Consider the following 17929-nt stretch of genomic DNA (forward strand, 5'->3'; position numbering starts at 1 on the left):
TTTTTAGGATAATCCCTAAGCAACGCTTTGGTTTTCATCTAATACCCTTCGGATTTCCAGCGCCATATCAGATATCACAACAGGTTTCATAAGAAGTCCTTTTACCCCTATGGTCTCTATTGTAGCTTTGTTGATCCTTTCACTGAAGCCGGTAAGTATGATGACAGGGATATCCGGGTTAACGGCCAACAACTCTTTTGCCAATTGATCTCCGGTCATGTTGGGCATGGTCATGTCTGTGATAACCAGATCAAATGTGTCGGCTTTTGCCTTGAACACTTCCAGGGCTTCAATACTTCCCGTACGGGATGTTACGTGATAGCCAAGCCGTTCAAGTATGGTTTTCTCCATCTGAACAATCGGTTGTTCGTCATCAACCAAAAGAATATGTTCATTTCCCATCGGGTTGATTTTCATCTTTTTTTCGGTTGGGATTTCAACCGATGTTTCCATCAAAGGAAGATAAACATTAAACGTCGTTCCTTGTCCAATTTCACTGTACACTTTTATTTCACCGCCATACGCATGGACAATTCCGTGAACAACAGAGAGGCCTAATCCGGTACCTTTACCTTTCTCCTTAGTGGTAAAGTACGGATCAAATATTCTTTTTTTGATGTCAGGGTCAATCCCTTTACCTGTATCGGAAACGGTGAGCATCACGTATCGGCCGGGTTTAAGTGAAACGGCCTGGATATCTTCCTGACTGAATTCTTTTTCACAAAGCCTTAATGATATTTCTCCATGGTCCGGCGCGATGGCATGATACGCATTGGTCATCAGGTTCATGGCGACCTGGTGCAGTTTTGTCGGGTCTGCCATTATATAACCGCATTGGGAATTGATCTCCTGATGGATTTTTATATTGCTCGGGATGGTTGACCGGCAGAGTTTCAACACCTCTCTAATAATAGTTTGAAATCGAACCGGCATGCTTTTATCTTCGGATTGACGGCTGAAAGAAAGAATTTGGTTGACAAGCTCGCTAGCCCTTCCGGCTGCTGTTAGAATCTCCCTGGCATTTTTATATTCAGTACTCTCTTTATAAAAATCTTCCATCAGCATTTGTGAAAACCCGATAATCGGAAAAAGGATATTGTTAAAATCATGGGCAATACCGCCGGCCAGAGAACCAATGGCTTCCATTTTCTGGGCTTGCTGCACCTGTTTTTCCATTTTTTTCCGTTCGCTGATATCCCGTAAAATAGCATTTATTTCCTGTGGACGGCCCAGATCGTTCCGGCTCAGGAACATTGAGAGTTCCACCCATATCCGTCGGCCATCGACAGCCAGCCTTTCGGACTCATAACCGGTTAACTCACCGGTTTCATACACATAACGCACCTTTCTTTCCTGCTCTGCCAAACGATCTTCAGGGCAGAAGCGTGTGATGGACGACCCCAGGGCATCTTCAGCCTTACAACCAAACATTCTTTCGGCGCTGGGGTTGAACACCGTGATCCTGCCATTCAGGTCAAAAGCAATCACCGCATCAACAGAGGCTGCTAATATGGCAGCGTATTGACTTTCAACGGTTTTACGGTGATTTTCATTTTCAATGACCCATAGAGCAAAGGCAATGTCGCCTGCCACTTCCTTTATGAGGTCGTGTTCTTCGGGGAGGTGGACAAACTCGATGGGGCAGGAGAGGCTGAGCCAGCCAAAGTTCCTGTCAGCGTGATTCAGCCCCACACAAAGCCCGGCCCGGCCGGCATAGAGAGAAATCAACGGACAGCCTTTGCAATATTCTGACGGGTTTTCTTTTACCTGAATATTGCCGGACGTGTGGAGCGCTTTGGCACAAGCCGGTATATCCCCGGCGAGCAGGAATTCGGCCATGGGGGTAAACCCGCCGTTAAACCCCGCATGATAAAATGGTTTCTTTGGCCGCCCGTCGACTGTCAGCGCGATCCATGCGTTATAAAAGCTGCGGGTTTCCACCAGCAGACGGCAGGCTTCATTCAGAAGGCGATCCGGATCCTTTTCTGCGACAATGAGCTGGTTGACGTTACGGATGGCTGCCAGCGCACGGTTCTGGTGGTCGAAGCGCTCTTGCAGTTTCACCCGGCTGCGGTTGACGCGATCCATGACGATCCCAACAAGCAAGGCCGCTGTTATGTAAAAGGATCGAAAAAACAGCTCTTTGGGGCTTGCCCCATGCACTGCAAGCCCCCAGAAAGTTTGTCCCTCAATAGGGAAAAAAAAGTAATTCGTGAGAACATCCAGTATCCACAAAACCACGCCAAAGAGTATGGCAGTGATATATATGACCATGCTATCGGCCTGGGCCCGTCGTGACGACAGGCCGAAAAAACGCCGGGCAGGCCCCAGGCTGAAGATGACATAGGCGATCATTAAAAAAAGATAGGCTGTCACCGTGTTTTTAATGCCCACCGTATGGAGCCAGGCCGGACTCACGTGGTCCTGTACCAGCAAGGGATCCCAGGGCGGTGGATTCAAAGAGACCAGCCATGGAAATAGCATCATAAAGCCCAGTTCACTAATAATACGGAACGGAATTTCCACGGCAAACGAGGTCATATACCAGGGAGAGCTGCCGGAGCGGCGGTCGGCCCACCAGCCGTGCCAGACAATCCATAAGGTGAAGACCGGCACCGAGTAAAGGACCCCCCAGCCTCCCCCGTACCAGAGCCACCACATGGTTTGGCATCCGCCGGCCAGGGCGCAAAGCAGTCCGTAGCGCCAGCCCCAGGCCAAGGCAATGAGCAGGGGAAAGAATACCCCCAGCAGAATGCTGATTTTAAAATCGCCGGTTTTTAAAAATTCAATGTCCAGAAAATTAACGCCGAATCCGATCAATCCGAATACAAGCGCCACGGTGACCTGGTAGGAACGCTTTCCAGGAAATTTAAGCCCGGGAATCTGATGCCAAAAATCGTTTCTATGTCTATCATTGACCATTACACATTGTCCCAAGACAGGATTAAGTATTTTACCATGAAGAGCATGAAGCGCATGAAGAATATACAGGAAAATCAATCGTCATGTCCGTCATGGTTCTAATCTGTACACACTGGACGGGCAGGATGGATAATTTTCCATCCTGCCGAGGTTATTTAACTGGTTTAAAAATCAGTAAAATCATCATCGTCATCCAGCGGAATCACCTGGTTCGGCCTGACCTCTCGGGATGATGCCGGGGCCGGCACTTGTCTTTTCGGTCCAGCAATGGTTTTGATTTGCGTGCGTCCGGCTATGGATTCGTTTTGTCTGCCGCTGCCCTTGACTATGAGTACCAGGTCCCTCACATACTCCTTGAGTTGTTCGGCCTGGGCGCTCATTTCTTCTGATGCTGAAGCCGATTCTTCTGCATTGGCGGCATTTTGCTGTACTACCTGATCCATTTCCGTGATCGCTAAATTGACTTGTTCAATGCCGTTGGCCTGCTCATTGGACGTTTCGGATATCTCGGTCACGATCTCCCCGACTTTAGCAGAGCTTTGGGCCACTTTTGAAAAGGCCTCATAGGTGGTGGAGACAAGTTCAGATCCATGAGTGACTTTTTTTACGGTGTCTTCAATTAATGCTGCCGTGTTTTTGGCTGCTTCCGCTGCTCTCATGGCAAGATTTCTGACCTCATCGGCGACCACGGCAAATCCGGCGCCGGCTTCACCGGCACGGGCCGCTTCCACAGCCGCATTTAATGCCAGAAGATTGGTCTGGAATGCAATTTCATCAATGGTTTTGATGATTTTGGAGGTTTCCTCGCTGGCTTTTGAGATCTCACTCATGGAGAGATTCAAATTGTCCATGGAGTCATTGGCCGTTTTAACCACCTGATTGGCTTCTTTCATGAGGTGGTCTGCATGGCTTGCATTTTCGGAGTTCTTTTTGGTCATCGATGACATCTCTTCCATGGAGGAAGAGGTCTCTTCAATGGATGCCGCCTGTTGGGAGGCGCCTTCCGCCATGGACTGACTGGATGAAGAGACTTGCGTGGATGCAGACGCCACCTGATTGGCACCTTCATTCAGACCGGCAATAATCCGGTTCACCGGTACGGTGATGCCCCGGGTAATAAAAAATGCGATGATGCATCCCACAATGAGCGCAGCGATCAAACCGATAGTCATAACCGTGGATGCATTGCCAAGGGAGGCGACCGCCCCGGCGGCAACGCTGTTGGTTCCGGACATTCCGGCATCAGCCATGACCTTGCATGCGGCAATGGCCATTTCAGAGGCTTCCTGTCGCTGAAGGCCGATTTCCTGAAGCCGGGTCCAGTTGGTTAGAAAATCAGACATGGCTGTTTTATATGTGGTGCCGGCCTGCCGGACCGCTTCAATCTGGTTCAGGTTTTCTGCTGAACGTGTCGCGGCTTTGATGGCATCGAGTTTATCATTAATTTTGGAAAAATCTTCCATGGCTGTTTTTATTACAGCCGGGCTTCTCATGGCCTGGGCTTTAAATGTACCGATAAGCGCATCATTTCCCAGATTGATCACATCACCCACCAGGGTTATTTTATTCCGTCGATCCAGCATATCCCGGCTTAATTTTTCCTGCTGTCCTTTGAGGAATTCATTACAGTTATTCATATAGACCGCTGCATTTTCGTCCATTTGGGTCTTGAGCCGGGCCAATACACCCTGGTCCGCCAACAGCGACTTTCTGAATTCCGGAACAAAGGCCTTCATGGCCTCCTGGTAGTTTTTGCCGGCGGAAGCGGTGGCATCAATGCGCCGCAGGTCTGCTTCATCCCGGGTGATGGAACGAAGGTTCTCGAGCACCGTGAAGGCGCTGTCCAGTTTGCCGGCCGCCGCATCAATCATATCCGGTGTATTATTGGCCTGGGCTTTATAATTCATCACCCGGACCTCAGCACCGATGTCAACCAAGTTACTCACATGGGTGACTTTTTGCTGCCGTTCGGCCAAGTCCCTTTCAAATTGCTGGTTTTGACTGGCCAGGAAGGCATTGCTGTTGGCCATGTATTGGGCTGCGGATTTATCCAGCACTCCGCGGTTCTTTGCCAGTTCGGCACTCGTGTTCACGGTTTGTTCAATTAATGCCTTATAATCGTCAATGCCCTTGGCCGCCTCGGCCAACTCGCTCTTGAGCTTTTTAAGATTTACTGCTTTTTCATCCAGACGCCTTCCCGCTTCAAATGCTTTTTCCACAGCCGCCAGCTCTTCCCGGGCTTTTTGATAGAAAGCGTCGTCCTCGGTAAATCCATACCCGCGCATTTCAAACATCAGCCGGTTTACAGCCCCCCTGAGCGCCATGGCCATCTCCACTTGGGGTACGTATTCCTCAGCCAGCATTACACTCTGTGTTTTAACCGTGTTCATATTCCAGACCGCCATCCCGCCAAGCGCAATGGCAATAAGGATCAATAGCCCAAATCCTGCGGATATTTTAATTCCTAAACTCATATTTCTCATCTTTGCATTCCCTTTTATCATATGTTTTATTATTGGGTTCAAATCCGCTATGCGATACTTTGAAAATCTTGAATCTCTGCGCTGGAAAGAACCCGGTCAATATTCAGCAAAATTTTGACCCCTCCATCGATTTTGGCCATACCCATGATATATTCAGTGTCCAGATGGGTGCCAAAGGCCGGGGTGTCTTCAATTTCATCACCATGGATATTCAGGACTTCAGATACCGCATCCACCACGATGCCGATGAGAATCGTGGCATCGCTGGAGTCAATCTCCACGACGATAATGCAGGTTCGTTCCGTATATGGAATGCCGGCCATGCCGAATTTGGCTCTCAAGTCCACAATGGGGATCACTTTTCCTCTCAGGTTAATCACTCCTTTAACGAACTGCGGGGTCCGGGGAACCGATGTAATGGGCATCATTCCGATGATTTCCTTTACTTTTAGAATCCCGATGCCATATTCTTCTTTTTCCAGGGAAAAGGTCAGGTATTTCCCTATTTTTGTGTTGATCTCCCTGATGGCTTGGTCCATGAGGCTTATGTCCTGGGTCATTCACTTTCCTCCTTTTTGATAAATCGTATTTCTAAGGGCCATGGAAATTTTAAAATCCATGGCCCTAACGTTGAAATCTAATCATGCAAAAAAATTATGGCGTCAATCCGGGACTGATGCCTGGCGACTATCCGTTTTTGGACAGATGTGCCAATAAGAGTTTAAGGTTTTGAGTTTCAATCGGCTTAACCATGTAATATAAAATTCCCTCTTTTCTGACACGTTGTTCTAATTCACGCGAATTCTCTCCGGTCATGGTGATAATGTTGATGTCCGGATCAATCTGTTTGAATTCAGGGATGAGATCATATCCCAGGTAGTCCGGCAGCATGATATCCAGTAAAATGACATCAAATGCGGTTTCTAAAACGTGGTGCAAAGCCTCTTTTCCATTGCCTGCTGTCTGATAGTCATATCCCCATCGTTCCAGTCTTCTTTGAATATAGGCGGCAACCTGGGGGTCATCCTCAACAATAAGAATTTTCATATAGCCTCCATATCCGTAATGGGAAGGGTTGTCAGCAATAACGATGCCAACCTTCTTTTTTGTTGTAACTATTTAATAATATTTGATTTTTATTTTTATCCGGTCATCTGTTTGATTTAGACGAACGTGTCAATTTTGAAACAATAGCTGAATTTTCTTATGGAACAAGCTGAATTTATGTGGATTTATGGGGATTTATAGGGTATGTGTCAATATCGAACATTTCGTTTCAATTTTAAACCATGTTTTTTCATCCGGCGAAACAGGGTGCTGCGGGAGATACCAAGCTTTGCCGCCGCACAGGAACGATGCCAGTTCGTCGATTGCAGTGCATTGATAATCTGTTCTTTTTCAACTGTTTTTATGGCATGGGAAAGGTCAGTGTTCGTGTCTCCAGGCGGAATGGATTGCTTGAAATGATCAGACTGGATTGGCTTGACCGTCATATTTAAAATTTCAAATTCGCCGGTGGAAAAAAACCGTAACAGGGCGTTTTGCAGTTCACGGATATTTCCGGGCCAGTCGTGATTTAAAATTTGTGCAGCAATATGGTTGGGGATTTTTTTTAAAGGACTGTTTTTGGCGTATATGTCGGTAAAGTGATCAATCAAGAGCGGAATGTCTTCTTTTCGATCTTTCAAAGGCGGCAGGAAGATGGGGATGACCTGGATACGGTAATAAAAATCTTCCCGCATAAATCCTTCACCGACCAATTGTTTCAAATTTTTGTTGGTGGCGGCAATAATCCGGAAATCCGATGTTTGCTTTGATTGGCTGCCAATGGGATAATATCCGCCGCCGTCAATGGCCCGCAGCAACTTGACCTGCATGCTTAGCGGCAGGTCTCCGATTTCATCCAGAAACAAGGTGCCGGTATCTGCCAGATCCAGATATCCGTGTTTGTCAAATACCGCACCGGTAAAGGCCCCTTTTTTATAGCCGAAAAATTCGCTTTCCATCAGCGGTTCAGGAATGGCGCCGCAGTTGATGGTGACAAAGGCGTCGGCATTCCGGAGACTCAAATCATGAATGGCTCTGGCAACCAGTTCTTTCCCTGTTCCGGACTCGCCGTAGATCGAAACATTGGCATCAGAGTTGGCAGCCGTCAGTATTTGATCATATACATGCTGCATTGCCGGGCTCATCCCGATAATATTCTGAAACCGGTACCGCTCTTTTATGCTGGATCGCAACCGGATATTTTCCTGAGTAACCAGGTGCTCTTTTTCTTTTTCCCGGGTGATATCCCCCAGGATGGAGAAGAGGGCAGGCGAGCTGTTCCAGGGGATTTTGGTCTGATTCTCTTCCACCCATATCCGATTTCCCTGTTTTGAGTGCAGTTCGTACTCAATCGCTTTGAGTTGTTCAGTAATCTGTATGCGTTGTATGATTTTTCCGACCCGTTCGCAAACAGCATTGATCAGGTCCTGTTCTTCCTTGAGGAACGGCGTTTCAAGGTTTTGGTGAGGCTTCCGGGTCAGGTATACGGTTAACGATCCTATCTTTTTTCCTGAAAATTTTATTGGCGCAGAAATTTTCCATTGGTTAGGCGCATGGGGACAATTTTTATATGTTTTATTCAAGACGACTGCTGTTGCGGCGGATATGTCCGGATACTGAAGGCTGAAGGGAATGATCTCTACCACCTGCTGCATCAGAAAATCAATGTCAAGATTCTCTGTTTCGGCTATTTTTGAAATCGTATATAAGCAGTGAAGTTCTTTTTTTCTTTTTTCAAGATCAAAAGTCGTTTTTTTTAACTGATCTTTAAGGCTATTGATTTGTTCAATCAATTCATTCTGATTCATTCGATCCGCGTGTTATTTTGAGTGTGAATAAAAACGAGAATTTATTGTAGAGATCCAAGCACCTAAAGGCAAGTGTTTTAATGCGTTTTCAGGAAGTTTAAATCCGCTTTCAGAAATTCTAAATATAAATCTTTTTAGTTGAAAAACTCGCACAAAGACACCAAGACACAAAGATTTTTTATTCAACTTTGTGGTCCTTTGTGCCTTTGAGGCTTTGTGCGAGAATAAAATGAGAATTGCTGTCCGCTTTTCAGGAGACTTGGCAGATCTCCTGTTTTTGTGTTAATAAACGTCGGGTTATACTTTTTTTGTTCCGGCTTCTGGTGATCGGAGGAAGTGAATGGTGAAAAAGAAATTCAGGCGTTTTTTGTACCATTATCTGTTTCCCTACGCAGGGTTGTTTCTTGTCAGGCTTTTGTCAGCCACCTACCGGATTAGAATTGTCGATCCGGACAATGAACAGAACATTTTAAAGGCTGGTGGGCGACTGGTTTATGCCTCATGGCACCAGCGGTTTTTTCCGGGGATAACCTTTTTTTCGAACCGAAAGCCCATTGCCATTATGATTTCCCAGAGTAGAGACGGTGAAATGGCGGCCCGGACTGTGACCATTCTGGGTTGGCGGGCCGTGAGGGGGTCTTCATCCCATGGGGGGGACCAGGCCCTTGAAACCATGAAAATCCTGGCCAGGCAGGGCTACAAAATCGGCCATATCGTGGACGGCCCCCAGGGACCGTTCGGCGTGGTCAAACCTGGTCTGATTCGCATTGCCCAGTATGCGCAACTGCCCATTGTTCCCGTCATTATGTCCGGGCAGAACCTGTGGGCGTTCAATTCCTGGGACCGTTTCATGGTGCCCAAACCCTTTTCCCGGGTAATCATCCGGTTTGGCTCTCCTATTCATGTGCCCCGGGATATGGGGAAGGACGGATTTGGGCAGATGCAGGCGCATGTGACCCAAACCCTTAAGCAACTTTATGCGGATACAGACGCTGTCTGGCAGGATGAGGTACGTCTCAGAGAAATTTTTGGTTGATCCGTTTCACTGTTTTTCAGCCATGATCATGGCTGCGCCCAAGGCGCCCATCATCTGGGGGTGATTGGGGACAAGGACCTCTTTTTCCAGGGCATCTGCCACCATTTGCACCATACATGGGTTTTGTGCCACCCCGCCGGAGAATACAACGGGCCCTTGGGCTCCCACGCGGTTCAGCATGCCCACGGCACGTTTGACCACACTTAAGTGAAGACCCCGGGCGATCTCCTGTCGATCCTGGCCCTTGGCAATGAGCGATGTCACTTCAGACTCTGCAAAGACGGTGCACATGCTGTTGATCTGAAGATCTTTTTGGGCAGCAAGGGCGGCCGGACCAAACTCATCCAGGGAAAACCCCAGATTCTGTGCCATGATTTCAAGAAACTTGCCCGTACCCGCAGCACACCGGTCATTCATTTCAAATTTCACCACCCGACCCTGTTCATTGAGCCGGATGGACTTACTGTCCTGGCCGCCAATATCAAGAATGGCAAGGGCTTCGGGGAATTCAAGGCGAACGCCTGCAGCATGGGCTTTGATTTCCGTGACTGTTGATGCATCTTCAAACGCCACCTCAAAAAGGTTGCGTCCGTAACCTGTGGCCATGATCTTGTCAAATTTTACCCCATCCATCACTTTTTTGGCCTGGGAAATGGGGTCAAATCCGGTATCTGTCTGGCGGGTTTCAATCACCTTTTTGTTTTCAACCACTACCAGTTCAATGCTTCTGGAACCGATATCAATGCCTGCGCAAATCATTTTTTTCCTTAGTCAGAGATTTGTTCTATAAAGGCTTCCACCCGGGTTTTAAGCTGCCCGACATCCTCCATGCCGTAATCGGTTTCAATCCTCATGCAGGGAATGCCTATTTTTTCAAGTTTATTTTCCACAGGGATGGATTCCATAATATAAGGCTGACAGAACTGCAGACCGTAATGGATCACACCGTCTGCACCATAGGCCTTGACCATTTCAACAATATGGTCGCTCCGGTCCTGGTTGGGGGTAAAAATAGCGCAGTCCACCTTGAAATATCGGTCTGTGATAGCCTCCATCAATTCATCCAGGTTTTTTCCTGAATCCTCGGTCAGATTCCGGGTGCCTCTTTCGCCCACGCAGGACTCTTCGCCTACGATTACGGCACCGGAGGTTTCAATTATCCAGGGCAGTTTCCAGTTGGGTACGGCCATGGGACAGCCGGAGATGAGAATCCTCGGGGTTTTTGAAGGGAATACGCCCTGATTTTTCTTAATTCGCACCTCAAGTTCGTCACAGATTTTGTTTACCGATTCGGTGAACCTGGCTGGATTGTCGTAAAAGAACACTTGATTGGCCAGAAGGGCGTCAAGTCCTGAAATGGGAGCCGGGTCCGCCTTTCTTAATGTTGCCAGCCGGTGCAGGGCTGCTCGTTTGGCATTGACCACCTTAATTCCTTCCTTAAGGGATTCTACGGTGATCTTATTTCCCGTTAATTTCTCGACTGCTATTTTGAACCGTTCATATTCTGCTTTGAGAAGCGAGCGTCCCTGGCTGGATTTGACCTGGGGAAGGTCCATGACATAAAGGTTGTCCACTATACCGGCAAAGGTTTCATAGGCTTTTTTCTTTCCGTCACAGGTATTTTCTCCCACGATCATGTCTGCGCTTTCAAGGTAGGGACAAACCCTACCAAGCTTGAAACCAAAGGAGGACTTGATCAATGAACAGGTGTTTCTGGGTAAATGTTTTTCCACCTCCTCAACGGCAAAGTCCGCACCGGAACATAACCCTACCAGGGTGGCACCGCCTGCAAGCGCAATCTCTTCGGGAACAAATACGCAATAGCTGCCAATGATTTTACGGTTCTGCTTTTTTTCGTCCAAAAGCTCCTTGATTCTCAACCCATGAACCTCGCTCATGACAAAATCAAAATAACCCATGCCTTCGGGTCGATTTTTCTGGGCCAGGTAAATCTCCTGATACCCTTGTCCCAGAACGCCGAGCAATGCGTCGTGGGCATCCAAATCCATGCCAAGGCTTTTCCACATGGGGGTGTAATCTTCGCTCATTGTTGTACGCTCCTTTTTATGACATCAATATTTTTTTGTTCCCGCCACAGATAAAATGCCCTTTTTAAGTTGTTACGGACTCAATCTATGCTGAAAGTGTTCAGTATAAGGATGGCAAACGTTCGAATCAAAGCGAAAATATAAATAGAAAAGGTGAACTTGAATTGATATTTTTGATAAAAGATACGGGGGCAGGATATGGATTATGTCCTGTCCCCGAAATTTTTGTATTGTTTTATCGAAGAGTTAAATTTTCGTGAACTGCTTTAATACTCGTCTTCTAGTTCTTGGCCTTCCGGCATGTTAAGTGCTTTCAGGTCCGGCCCCAGATATAGCCGTTCCGTTGCACCAAGCACACCTAATGAAAACGCAATCAGTGTCCATAAATGAATGGTATGGTATTTACATTCATAGTGATCCGCCAGCTTATGGACTTGATCGTGGCAGTTGTGACAGGGGGTGACACAGTAGTCTGCACCGGTGGCCAGGATCTGATCTTTTTTGATTTCACCGTATTTCAAACGTTCTTCGTTATAGCCGGATTGAAGGTATCCACCACCGCCGCCGCAACAGAAATTGTTGGAATAGTTCGGCTGCATGTCAATGAAGTTTTCTTCACCAACACAGGCTTTGATAACATAGCGCAAATCTGCGGCTAATGGATCACCAAAGCTTTTTCGAACCTGTTGACAGGGGTCCTGGCATGTAAATGTGACTTTTAAGTCTTTGTTCCAGTCGGAACTGGGTTTGAGTTTACCTTCCCGTATCCATTTGGCATAATATGGAACAATGGGTGCAATTTCAAGACCGGTCTTATCTATATTGTATTTTTGCTGGCCCTTCCATATGGCATAGGTGGCGTGGCCGCATTCGGTGTTTAAATACACCTTACAACCCAGCTCCTTGGCAGATTCAATGGAGTTTCTTGCGGTTTTTTCCCAGCTTTCATCATCTGCAAGGAACATACAGTAATTTTCTCCACCCCAGCCCCGTGTGCCATAGGTCCAGTCTGCGCCGACAATGTGCAGAATTTTCCACAACGGAATCATCTCCTCGGGTTCCGTGCCTGGTTCACGGGAATTCTGGCTTAAAAAGAAGTGTGCTCCTTCTTTATTGACCGGTGCTTCAAGATCTTCCCAGCCCGGCTGGTTTTCATGAACTTCATCAAGAATGTCGCCAACCACCCATTCAAAGTCCTCTTCGGAAATACCCATGGCGCTGCCGCTGGTGTTTCTCATGGCCATATCACATGAACCTAGAATGCCTTTGGGTCTTTCTTCCCGGGGCCACGAGGCGCGGGCCTCAAACACCATTGCCGCAATATCAATATTCATCGGGCAGACATAAACACACCGCTGGCACTGGGAGCATAACCACACCCATGGGTGCATGTGCAGTTCCTCGTCCATGCCCAAAGCCACCATCCTGACAAATTTGCGCGGATCCATATCCCGAAGCCCTGTTGCCGGGCAACCGGAAGCGCATGCGCCGCATGTCAGGCAGGTATTTAGATTGACACCATTAGGCAGTTTGTTCATCAGTTTTTCTTTAAACACTGCCTTTTTTCCTTTATCAAGTTTTACCGCCTCGGTCATAATGTCCTCCTTTGAAGGGTATTTTTTACATCAGTATCTCGATTAGAGTATTGTTTTTAAATTCAATATGTTGCCGCTAACAGTCAGCGTATCAACCGGGCACAAGCCCGCAGAAGACTTTTCTGAGGTATTCCTGGGGAATGGGTGTCAGGAACTGATCATCAAAAGCCGGTTTCCGGTTCGGCGACCGGGCTGTTTGAAAATCAAAGGGTGCCGGGTTGTCACAAATGGTGAAGGCGGTCATTTTTATTTCAGTATTGTGGGGCTGTTTTTTTGAATTATTATTCAGCCAGACATCACAGCTTTCGTGATCCCCGATATGCATGATGTAAATGATCTGTTTGGTGCGGATGCAGATCAGACGGTATCCCGCACCAAGGTCATATTTCCAGCAATTTTTCACCCGGGCATCTGAACGCGCCCTGAACAGTCCTGACGCCTGGGATGTCCGGCCTTGGATCATGGCCTCAATGATTTTTCTGGCGCGGCCTGCTGCAATGGATGGTGCATTGGCCTGACCTTCCATTGCAGTAAGCTGCCTTTCCAGTTTGGGATGAAGGTGGACTTCAAAAGCCATACATACCCTCCGGTTAACTGCCGCATGTCCCGCCGCTGCACCCCTTGCATCCGGCTGCCGGTTTCAGGGCGGATTCAAGGCGAAAGCCGGTGCCTGCAAAATCAATATCCACAGGGCCGGCCTTTTCCAAAAGGTTTTGATCCATAATGTATTCCACCTCATCAAAGGTAAATACGGCATCTGTATCTTTTTTTTCGTCCAAAGCCATAGCAAGGCTTGGCCCGCCGCATCCGGCGCTGTTGAGAAAAATTCTGATGGGCGTAATTTCTTTGCCTTCAAAGTACATCCTCACCTGTTCCTGCGCAGGTTTAGTGACATTGATCATCTGACAGACTCCTTTATTTTGTCATCATACCCCTTCATTTCTAGTCAGTAACAATTATCCAACCTAAACCAGAAACGATTCAAGACCTATATAAAATAGGGGTTTTTGGCAAATTGATAATTCTTATGTGCTTGTATTTCTATTATCGGGATATTCAATTTTGCCCATTGGAAGAGGTGTTATCATGTTTTGATGGAAGCCATCCCCCTTTGTGCTGCACTATGATAAAAGCATAAATTAAAAGTTACTGGAACGTTACCATCATAGTTTGAAACAGTAATAGTCTTCTGATATAAGTACTCAACGTAATATTAATTCATTTGGAAAAATCAAGTAACTGAATTGAAAGGATTGGACTTGGAACTGGATAAAATAGAAACGATACAGGGCGATTTAAAATTTAAATCATATTTTTGTCCTCATTGTCGGAAATTTTTGATGAAAGGGGGTGTAAGACGGTTAAAAATGACATGTCCACACTGTCACAAATTTATTGATGCTGATGAGAATGAACTGTTAAGTATGGACAATTTTGCCGGGGAATTAGGGTAGCGCACAATTGAATACAGAATGTGACGAATCCTTTCCAATCTGACGTCTTTCAAAATTGTCGGTCAGCAACACCGGGAGACAAAAAAACAGGGAGGAGTGTTGGCAAAATCAAAAGCTGAGAAGCGCAAACAAAAACGCAAGCAAAAGCAGGTGCAGGTCCGGCTGGCCAAGGCCGGAAAGGCAGTCGCTGATAAAGGCTGGTTTTACTATGAAGACGCCCTTTATTATTATGAGATCGCTGACCCTTCCCAGGCGCTCAAGTCCATAAAAAACGCAGTCAAGTTGCTTCCCAAAGAAGAGGTGGTGATTCTCCTTATGGGGCGGATCGGCCAGGAATTAGGCGACGCGCAGGTACAGCTGGATGCCATGGACTGCCTTGAGAAAATCGGAAAAATGACGGATTCCATGCGGTATGAACGGGTCATTTTTTTGATAAATTCCCGAAAATACGAGCGTTGCTTAAAAACCGCTGAAGATCTGCTCCAAAATTTCACATTGCTTAAAATTGACGATAAGCGAAGAAAAAGGACCACCATCAAAGATATCATTGCCTATTGCAAAGAGGTAATTGCCGAAACCCGGGAGCGCGAGGAAAGCATCCGGCGAATGGCGGAAAGTTACAAACCGCAGGACGGTTTGGCGGAGGCGGGCGCCAAACACATGACAGATATGGCTGACCCGCCGACCCCAACACCCGAACCATCAACGGTTCCGCCTGTTGATAGCAAGGCGTCTGAAAAACCGGCATCGGTTCCCGTGACCGTGAACATTGACAAAGATGCGTTTGTAAAGGCCCTTGCCGTAACTGAAACCGCCGGGCCGGATCTGTATGAACTGGCACTGATGAGTCATAAAATCCGGTTTGCAGAATCCTTTGAAACCCTGATCTGCCTGCCGGGACTTACGGAAATCCAATCGTTCTGGTACCAGGAGGAGACCGCCAAAAAAGTACTCAAGCAATTCCGGGGAAGGGCGCTGCTCTCCGATGAAGTGGGATTGGGTAAAACCATTGAGGCGTTGATCATCCTGTCGGAATATTTGCGCCGGGGCATGGTGAAAACCGCGCTGATCCTCACCCCGACCCCTCTGGTCTCCCAGTGGCAGACGGAAATGGCATCCAAATTCAACCTCAATGTGCCGTCAACCGACAGTCCGGAATTCAAATCCGGAGACAATAATTTTTGGGAACAAAAGGTTGTGGTGGCGTCCATCAACCAGGCCAAGTCAAAGAAAAACTGGGATTTGATCACCAGCCGGGAGTATGACATGGTGATTGTTGACGAGGCCCATCATCTAAAAAATAAATCCACCTTGAATTTCAAGTTGGTCAATGCCCTGAAGAAAAAATTTATCCTTTTACTGACAGCCACGCCTGTGGAAAACAACCTCATGGAGTTGTACAATCTGATCACCCTGCTCAAGCCGGGGCAGCTTGAGACGGCGACCTCCTTCAGGGAGCGGTTCATGAAGCGCGGCGACCCCACTGACCCCCAGAACAGGGAAATGCTCAAAAATCTGTTAAGCCAGGTGATGATCCGCAATACCCGGGCCCTGGCAGGGATTCACATTCCGCCCAGGTTTGCCACCACTATCCGCATTGCGCCCACAAAGGACGAGGCCGCTTTTTATGAACGCCTTCAGACCCTTTTGCACCTGCTTAATGATCAGAACAAGGGGCGGTCCAAACTGATGATTAAAAATCTGCTGGCCCAGGCCGGATCATCTCCCAGGGCGGTGGAAGCCACCCTGGAACGGATGATTGACAACGGGTCCTGGCTGCTGGAGACTGAAAAAGAGATTAAAGCGGTTCGAAACCTGTGCCGGACAACGGTGGATACCCCTAAGAACATGGCGTTACTCAAACTGGTCAAAGCGGACAGTGAAAAGCTTATTGTCTTTGTAAAATACACGGCGACCCTGGAGCATCTGGCTGAATTTCTGGAGTGGAATAATGTCTCCTTTGTTCTTTTCCACGGCGGCATGAGTAATGAGAAAAAGGATGCGGCTATTGAGGGGTTTAAGGAGAATGTCCAGGTGCTGGTCACCACGGAAATCGGTGGGGAGGGACGCAATATCCAGTTTTGCTCCCGGATGGTCAATTACGATCTGCCCTGGAATCCAATGAAAATTGAACAACGAATCGGCCGTATCCACCGCATCGGCCAGGAAAAAGAAGTGCAGATCTATAATTTTTGTGCCCAAGGCTCCATTGAGGATTACATCCTGGATATCCTGGACCGGAAAATCAATATGTTTGAGATGGTCATCGGAGAGATTGACATGATCCTGGGCAGGGTTACAGGGGAAAAAGAGTTTTCCGATATGGTCTGCGACATCTGGGTGGGGTCTCAAACCCCGGAAGAGCGGGACCAATCCTTTGCCAAATTGGGAACAAAACTGAAACGGGCCAAAACAGGATATGTGAAAACAAAGGAACTGGACGGCAAGCTTTTTGGAGACAGCTATGAACTTTGACAAACATGAGCAGATTGATGCCATGGATTTCGCCTGCCGGTTTTTTAAAGCCCGGGGAGGGGTTGTGGAAGATCAGGGCCTGACCCGGGAAATCCTGCTGCCTGAAGCGGCAGCCCAAACCCTTGGCATGGATGAATTTTTCCGGGTGGGGCCTGAAGCGGTTGCGGCGGAGGATCGGTCAAAGGTCTATGCCGTGCAACTGCATACCCCGTTGCTTGACCGGATGCTCACCCTGGCAGGAGAATCCGTTCCCTTTGCCCGGGCCGAACTAAAATTTGATTATATCAAAACCCAGGGGTTTGATCGGCTGATCGAAGACCGGTTTCAATTCCACAAATCCAAGATTCGGGTAATGAAGACCGGAGAGGCAAGAACCCGGTATCTTGTACTGACCTGTCGGTATACTGCCCAAAGTGATGAGATAAAACAAGGCCTTGTGGAGATTTGCGTCAACCTGGATACCGGCGTGGTTATCCCGGACATGGCCCAGGGCCTTTCCCATGTTCAAAAGGACTTCACCGTCAAAAAAGCCCGGGGGTTAAACGAAAAGGAGATTGAAGCGATCCGGACGGTTGTCTCCCGATATGGGCAAGAGCTGGTGCAAGAGCGCCTGGCCTCATTTGTGGAGAGCATGAACCGGCGGTTTCAAAGGGATACGGCAAGTCTTGACGCATATTACCAGGCCCTTGAAAAGGAGATGCGGCAAAACCTTAGCAGAAGCGGCCTTTCCCAGGACCTGGTCAGGGAACGGGAAGAAAAAATCGCCATGATTCCAGACGAACTTGCCGCCAAGAAAAAAGATCTGCTTAACAAATACGGGATCCGTATTGATTTTAAACCGGCGGCAGCCATGTACCTGACCTCTGCCTGTGTCACGGTGTTTGTCAGGCTTATATCCGGCCGAAATAATGCCGATTTTACAATGATTTACAATCCCGTGACAAAGGATATGGATCCGGTTGCCTGCCAATCCTGCGGTGCCGGTACCTACGATATAGGGTTGTCCCCCAATCTGAACATTAACTGCCTCAACTGTTTGGGGTAACGCCGCTCTTTTTTTT

The 17929-nt window shown here is 47.7% G+C and carries 13 protein-coding genes; 3 read left to right on the forward strand and 10 right to left on the reverse strand.

Annotated features, from left to right (window positions below; genetic code table 11):
• Positions 1–15 precede the first annotated feature (15 nt).
• From DESPODRAFT_RS18815 to DESPODRAFT_RS15610, 5 genes are all read right to left on the reverse strand, one after another.
• Positions 16–2922, reverse strand: a complete 2907-nt coding sequence (locus tag DESPODRAFT_RS18815) for a hybrid sensor histidine kinase/response regulator (protein WP_004074685.1) — start codon at positions 2920–2922, stop codon at positions 16–18.
• A gap of 164 nt (positions 2923–3086) precedes the next feature.
• Entirely contained in the window at positions 3087–5405 is a 2319-nt protein-coding gene (locus DESPODRAFT_RS15595) for a methyl-accepting chemotaxis protein (protein WP_004074687.1), read from the reverse strand.
• Positions 5406–5452: 47 nt separating this feature from the next.
• A complete protein-coding gene (locus DESPODRAFT_RS15600) occupies positions 5453–5965 on the reverse strand; it encodes a chemotaxis protein CheW (protein ID WP_004074689.1) in 513 nt (170 codons plus the stop codon).
• A 127-nt stretch (positions 5966–6092) separates the two neighbouring features.
• A complete protein-coding gene (locus DESPODRAFT_RS15605) occupies positions 6093–6452 on the reverse strand; it encodes a response regulator (protein WP_004074692.1) in 360 nt (119 codons plus the stop codon).
• Between the two features lie 209 nt (positions 6453–6661).
• Complete coding sequence (locus tag DESPODRAFT_RS15610) at positions 6662–8260, reverse strand: sigma-54 interaction domain-containing protein (protein WP_004074693.1); 1599 nt, start codon at positions 8258–8260, stop codon at positions 6662–6664.
• A 340-nt stretch (positions 8261–8600) separates the two neighbouring features.
• On the opposite strand from DESPODRAFT_RS15610, the gene DESPODRAFT_RS15615 reads away from it, so the two are divergent.
• Positions 8601–9296 carry a lysophospholipid acyltransferase family protein gene (locus tag DESPODRAFT_RS15615; RefSeq protein ID WP_004074695.1) on the forward strand — a complete coding sequence of 232 codons (696 nt, stop codon included), beginning with the start codon at positions 8601–8603 and terminating at the stop codon, positions 9294–9296.
• Positions 9297–9302: 6 nt separating this feature from the next.
• Here the strand turns inward: DESPODRAFT_RS15615 and DESPODRAFT_RS15620 are convergent, their stop codons facing one another.
• The 5 genes from DESPODRAFT_RS15620 to DESPODRAFT_RS15640 form a co-directional block, all read right to left on the reverse strand.
• Positions 9303–10055, reverse strand: coding sequence for an acyl-CoA dehydratase activase (locus DESPODRAFT_RS15620; protein ID WP_004074698.1), 753 nt, complete (start codon positions 10053–10055; stop codon positions 9303–9305).
• A gap of 8 nt (positions 10056–10063) precedes the next feature.
• Positions 10064–11344, reverse strand: a complete 1281-nt coding sequence (locus tag DESPODRAFT_RS15625; RefSeq protein ID WP_004074700.1) for a double-cubane-cluster-containing anaerobic reductase — start codon at positions 11342–11344, stop codon at positions 10064–10066.
• Positions 11345–11610: 266 nt separating this feature from the next.
• Complete coding sequence (locus tag DESPODRAFT_RS15630) at positions 11611–12939, reverse strand: (Fe-S)-binding protein (RefSeq protein ID WP_004074702.1); 1329 nt, start codon at positions 12937–12939, stop codon at positions 11611–11613.
• Positions 12940–13030: 91 nt separating this feature from the next.
• Positions 13031–13516: a hypothetical protein gene (locus DESPODRAFT_RS15635; RefSeq protein WP_004074704.1), complete on the reverse strand. Its 486-nt coding sequence runs from the start codon at positions 13514–13516 to the stop codon at positions 13031–13033.
• 13 nt (positions 13517–13529) lie between these two features.
• Positions 13530–13841 carry an IscA/HesB family protein gene (locus DESPODRAFT_RS15640; protein ID WP_004074706.1) on the reverse strand — a complete coding sequence of 104 codons (312 nt, stop codon included), beginning with the start codon at positions 13839–13841 and terminating at the stop codon, positions 13530–13532.
• 648 nt (positions 13842–14489) lie between these two features.
• Between DESPODRAFT_RS15640 and DESPODRAFT_RS15650 the strand changes: the two genes are divergently transcribed.
• Positions 14490–16868 carry a DEAD/DEAH box helicase gene (locus tag DESPODRAFT_RS15650; protein WP_157488505.1) on the forward strand — a complete coding sequence of 793 codons (2379 nt, stop codon included), beginning with the start codon at positions 14490–14492 and terminating at the stop codon, positions 16866–16868.
• Positions 16858–17913 carry a hypothetical protein gene (locus DESPODRAFT_RS15655; RefSeq protein WP_004074711.1) on the forward strand — a complete coding sequence of 352 codons (1056 nt, stop codon included), beginning with the start codon at positions 16858–16860 and terminating at the stop codon, positions 17911–17913. The genes DESPODRAFT_RS15650 and DESPODRAFT_RS15655 overlap by 11 nt, the downstream gene beginning before the upstream one ends.
• Positions 17914–17929 lie beyond the last annotated feature (16 nt).

The organism is Desulfobacter postgatei 2ac9 (assembly GCF_000233695.2).
Taxonomy (GTDB): Bacteria; Desulfobacterota; Desulfobacteria; order Desulfobacterales; family Desulfobacteraceae; genus Desulfobacter; species Desulfobacter postgatei.

What these genes read in the sequence shown, in the direction of transcription:
- DESPODRAFT_RS15640 (WP_004074706.1), bottom strand. Translation starts at nt 13,841, where the DNA reads ATGATCAATGTCACTAAACCTGCGCAGGAACAGGTGAGGATGTACTTT.
- DESPODRAFT_RS15595 (WP_004074687.1), bottom strand. Translation starts at nt 5,405, where the DNA reads ATGAGAAATATGAGTTTAGGAATTAAAATATCCGCAGGATTTGGGCTA.
- DESPODRAFT_RS15620 (WP_004074698.1), bottom strand. Translation starts at nt 10,055, where the DNA reads ATGATTTGCGCAGGCATTGATATCGGTTCCAGAAGCATTGAACTGGTA.
- DESPODRAFT_RS15625 (WP_004074700.1), bottom strand. Translation starts at nt 11,344, where the DNA reads ATGAGCGAAGATTACACCCCCATGTGGAAAAGCCTTGGCATGGATTTG.
- DESPODRAFT_RS18815 (WP_004074685.1), bottom strand. Translation starts at nt 2,922, where the DNA reads ATGGTCAATGATAGACATAGAAACGATTTTTGGCATCAGATTCCCGGG.
- DESPODRAFT_RS15610 (WP_004074693.1), bottom strand. Translation starts at nt 8,260, where the DNA reads ATGAATCAGAATGAATTGATTGAACAAATCAATAGCCTTAAAGATCAG.
- DESPODRAFT_RS15615 (WP_004074695.1), top strand. Translation starts at nt 8,601, where the DNA reads ATGGTGAAAAAGAAATTCAGGCGTTTTTTGTACCATTATCTGTTTCCC.
- DESPODRAFT_RS15635 (WP_004074704.1), bottom strand. Translation starts at nt 13,516, where the DNA reads ATGGCTTTTGAAGTCCACCTTCATCCCAAACTGGAAAGGCAGCTTACT.
- DESPODRAFT_RS15630 (WP_004074702.1), bottom strand. Translation starts at nt 12,939, where the DNA reads ATGACCGAGGCGGTAAAACTTGATAAAGGAAAAAAGGCAGTGTTTAAA.
- DESPODRAFT_RS15600 (WP_004074689.1), bottom strand. Translation starts at nt 5,965, where the DNA reads ATGACCCAGGACATAAGCCTCATGGACCAAGCCATCAGGGAGATCAAC.
- DESPODRAFT_RS15655 (WP_004074711.1), top strand. Translation starts at nt 16,858, where the DNA reads ATGAACTTTGACAAACATGAGCAGATTGATGCCATGGATTTCGCCTGC.
- DESPODRAFT_RS15605 (WP_004074692.1), bottom strand. Translation starts at nt 6,452, where the DNA reads ATGAAAATTCTTATTGTTGAGGATGACCCCCAGGTTGCCGCCTATATT.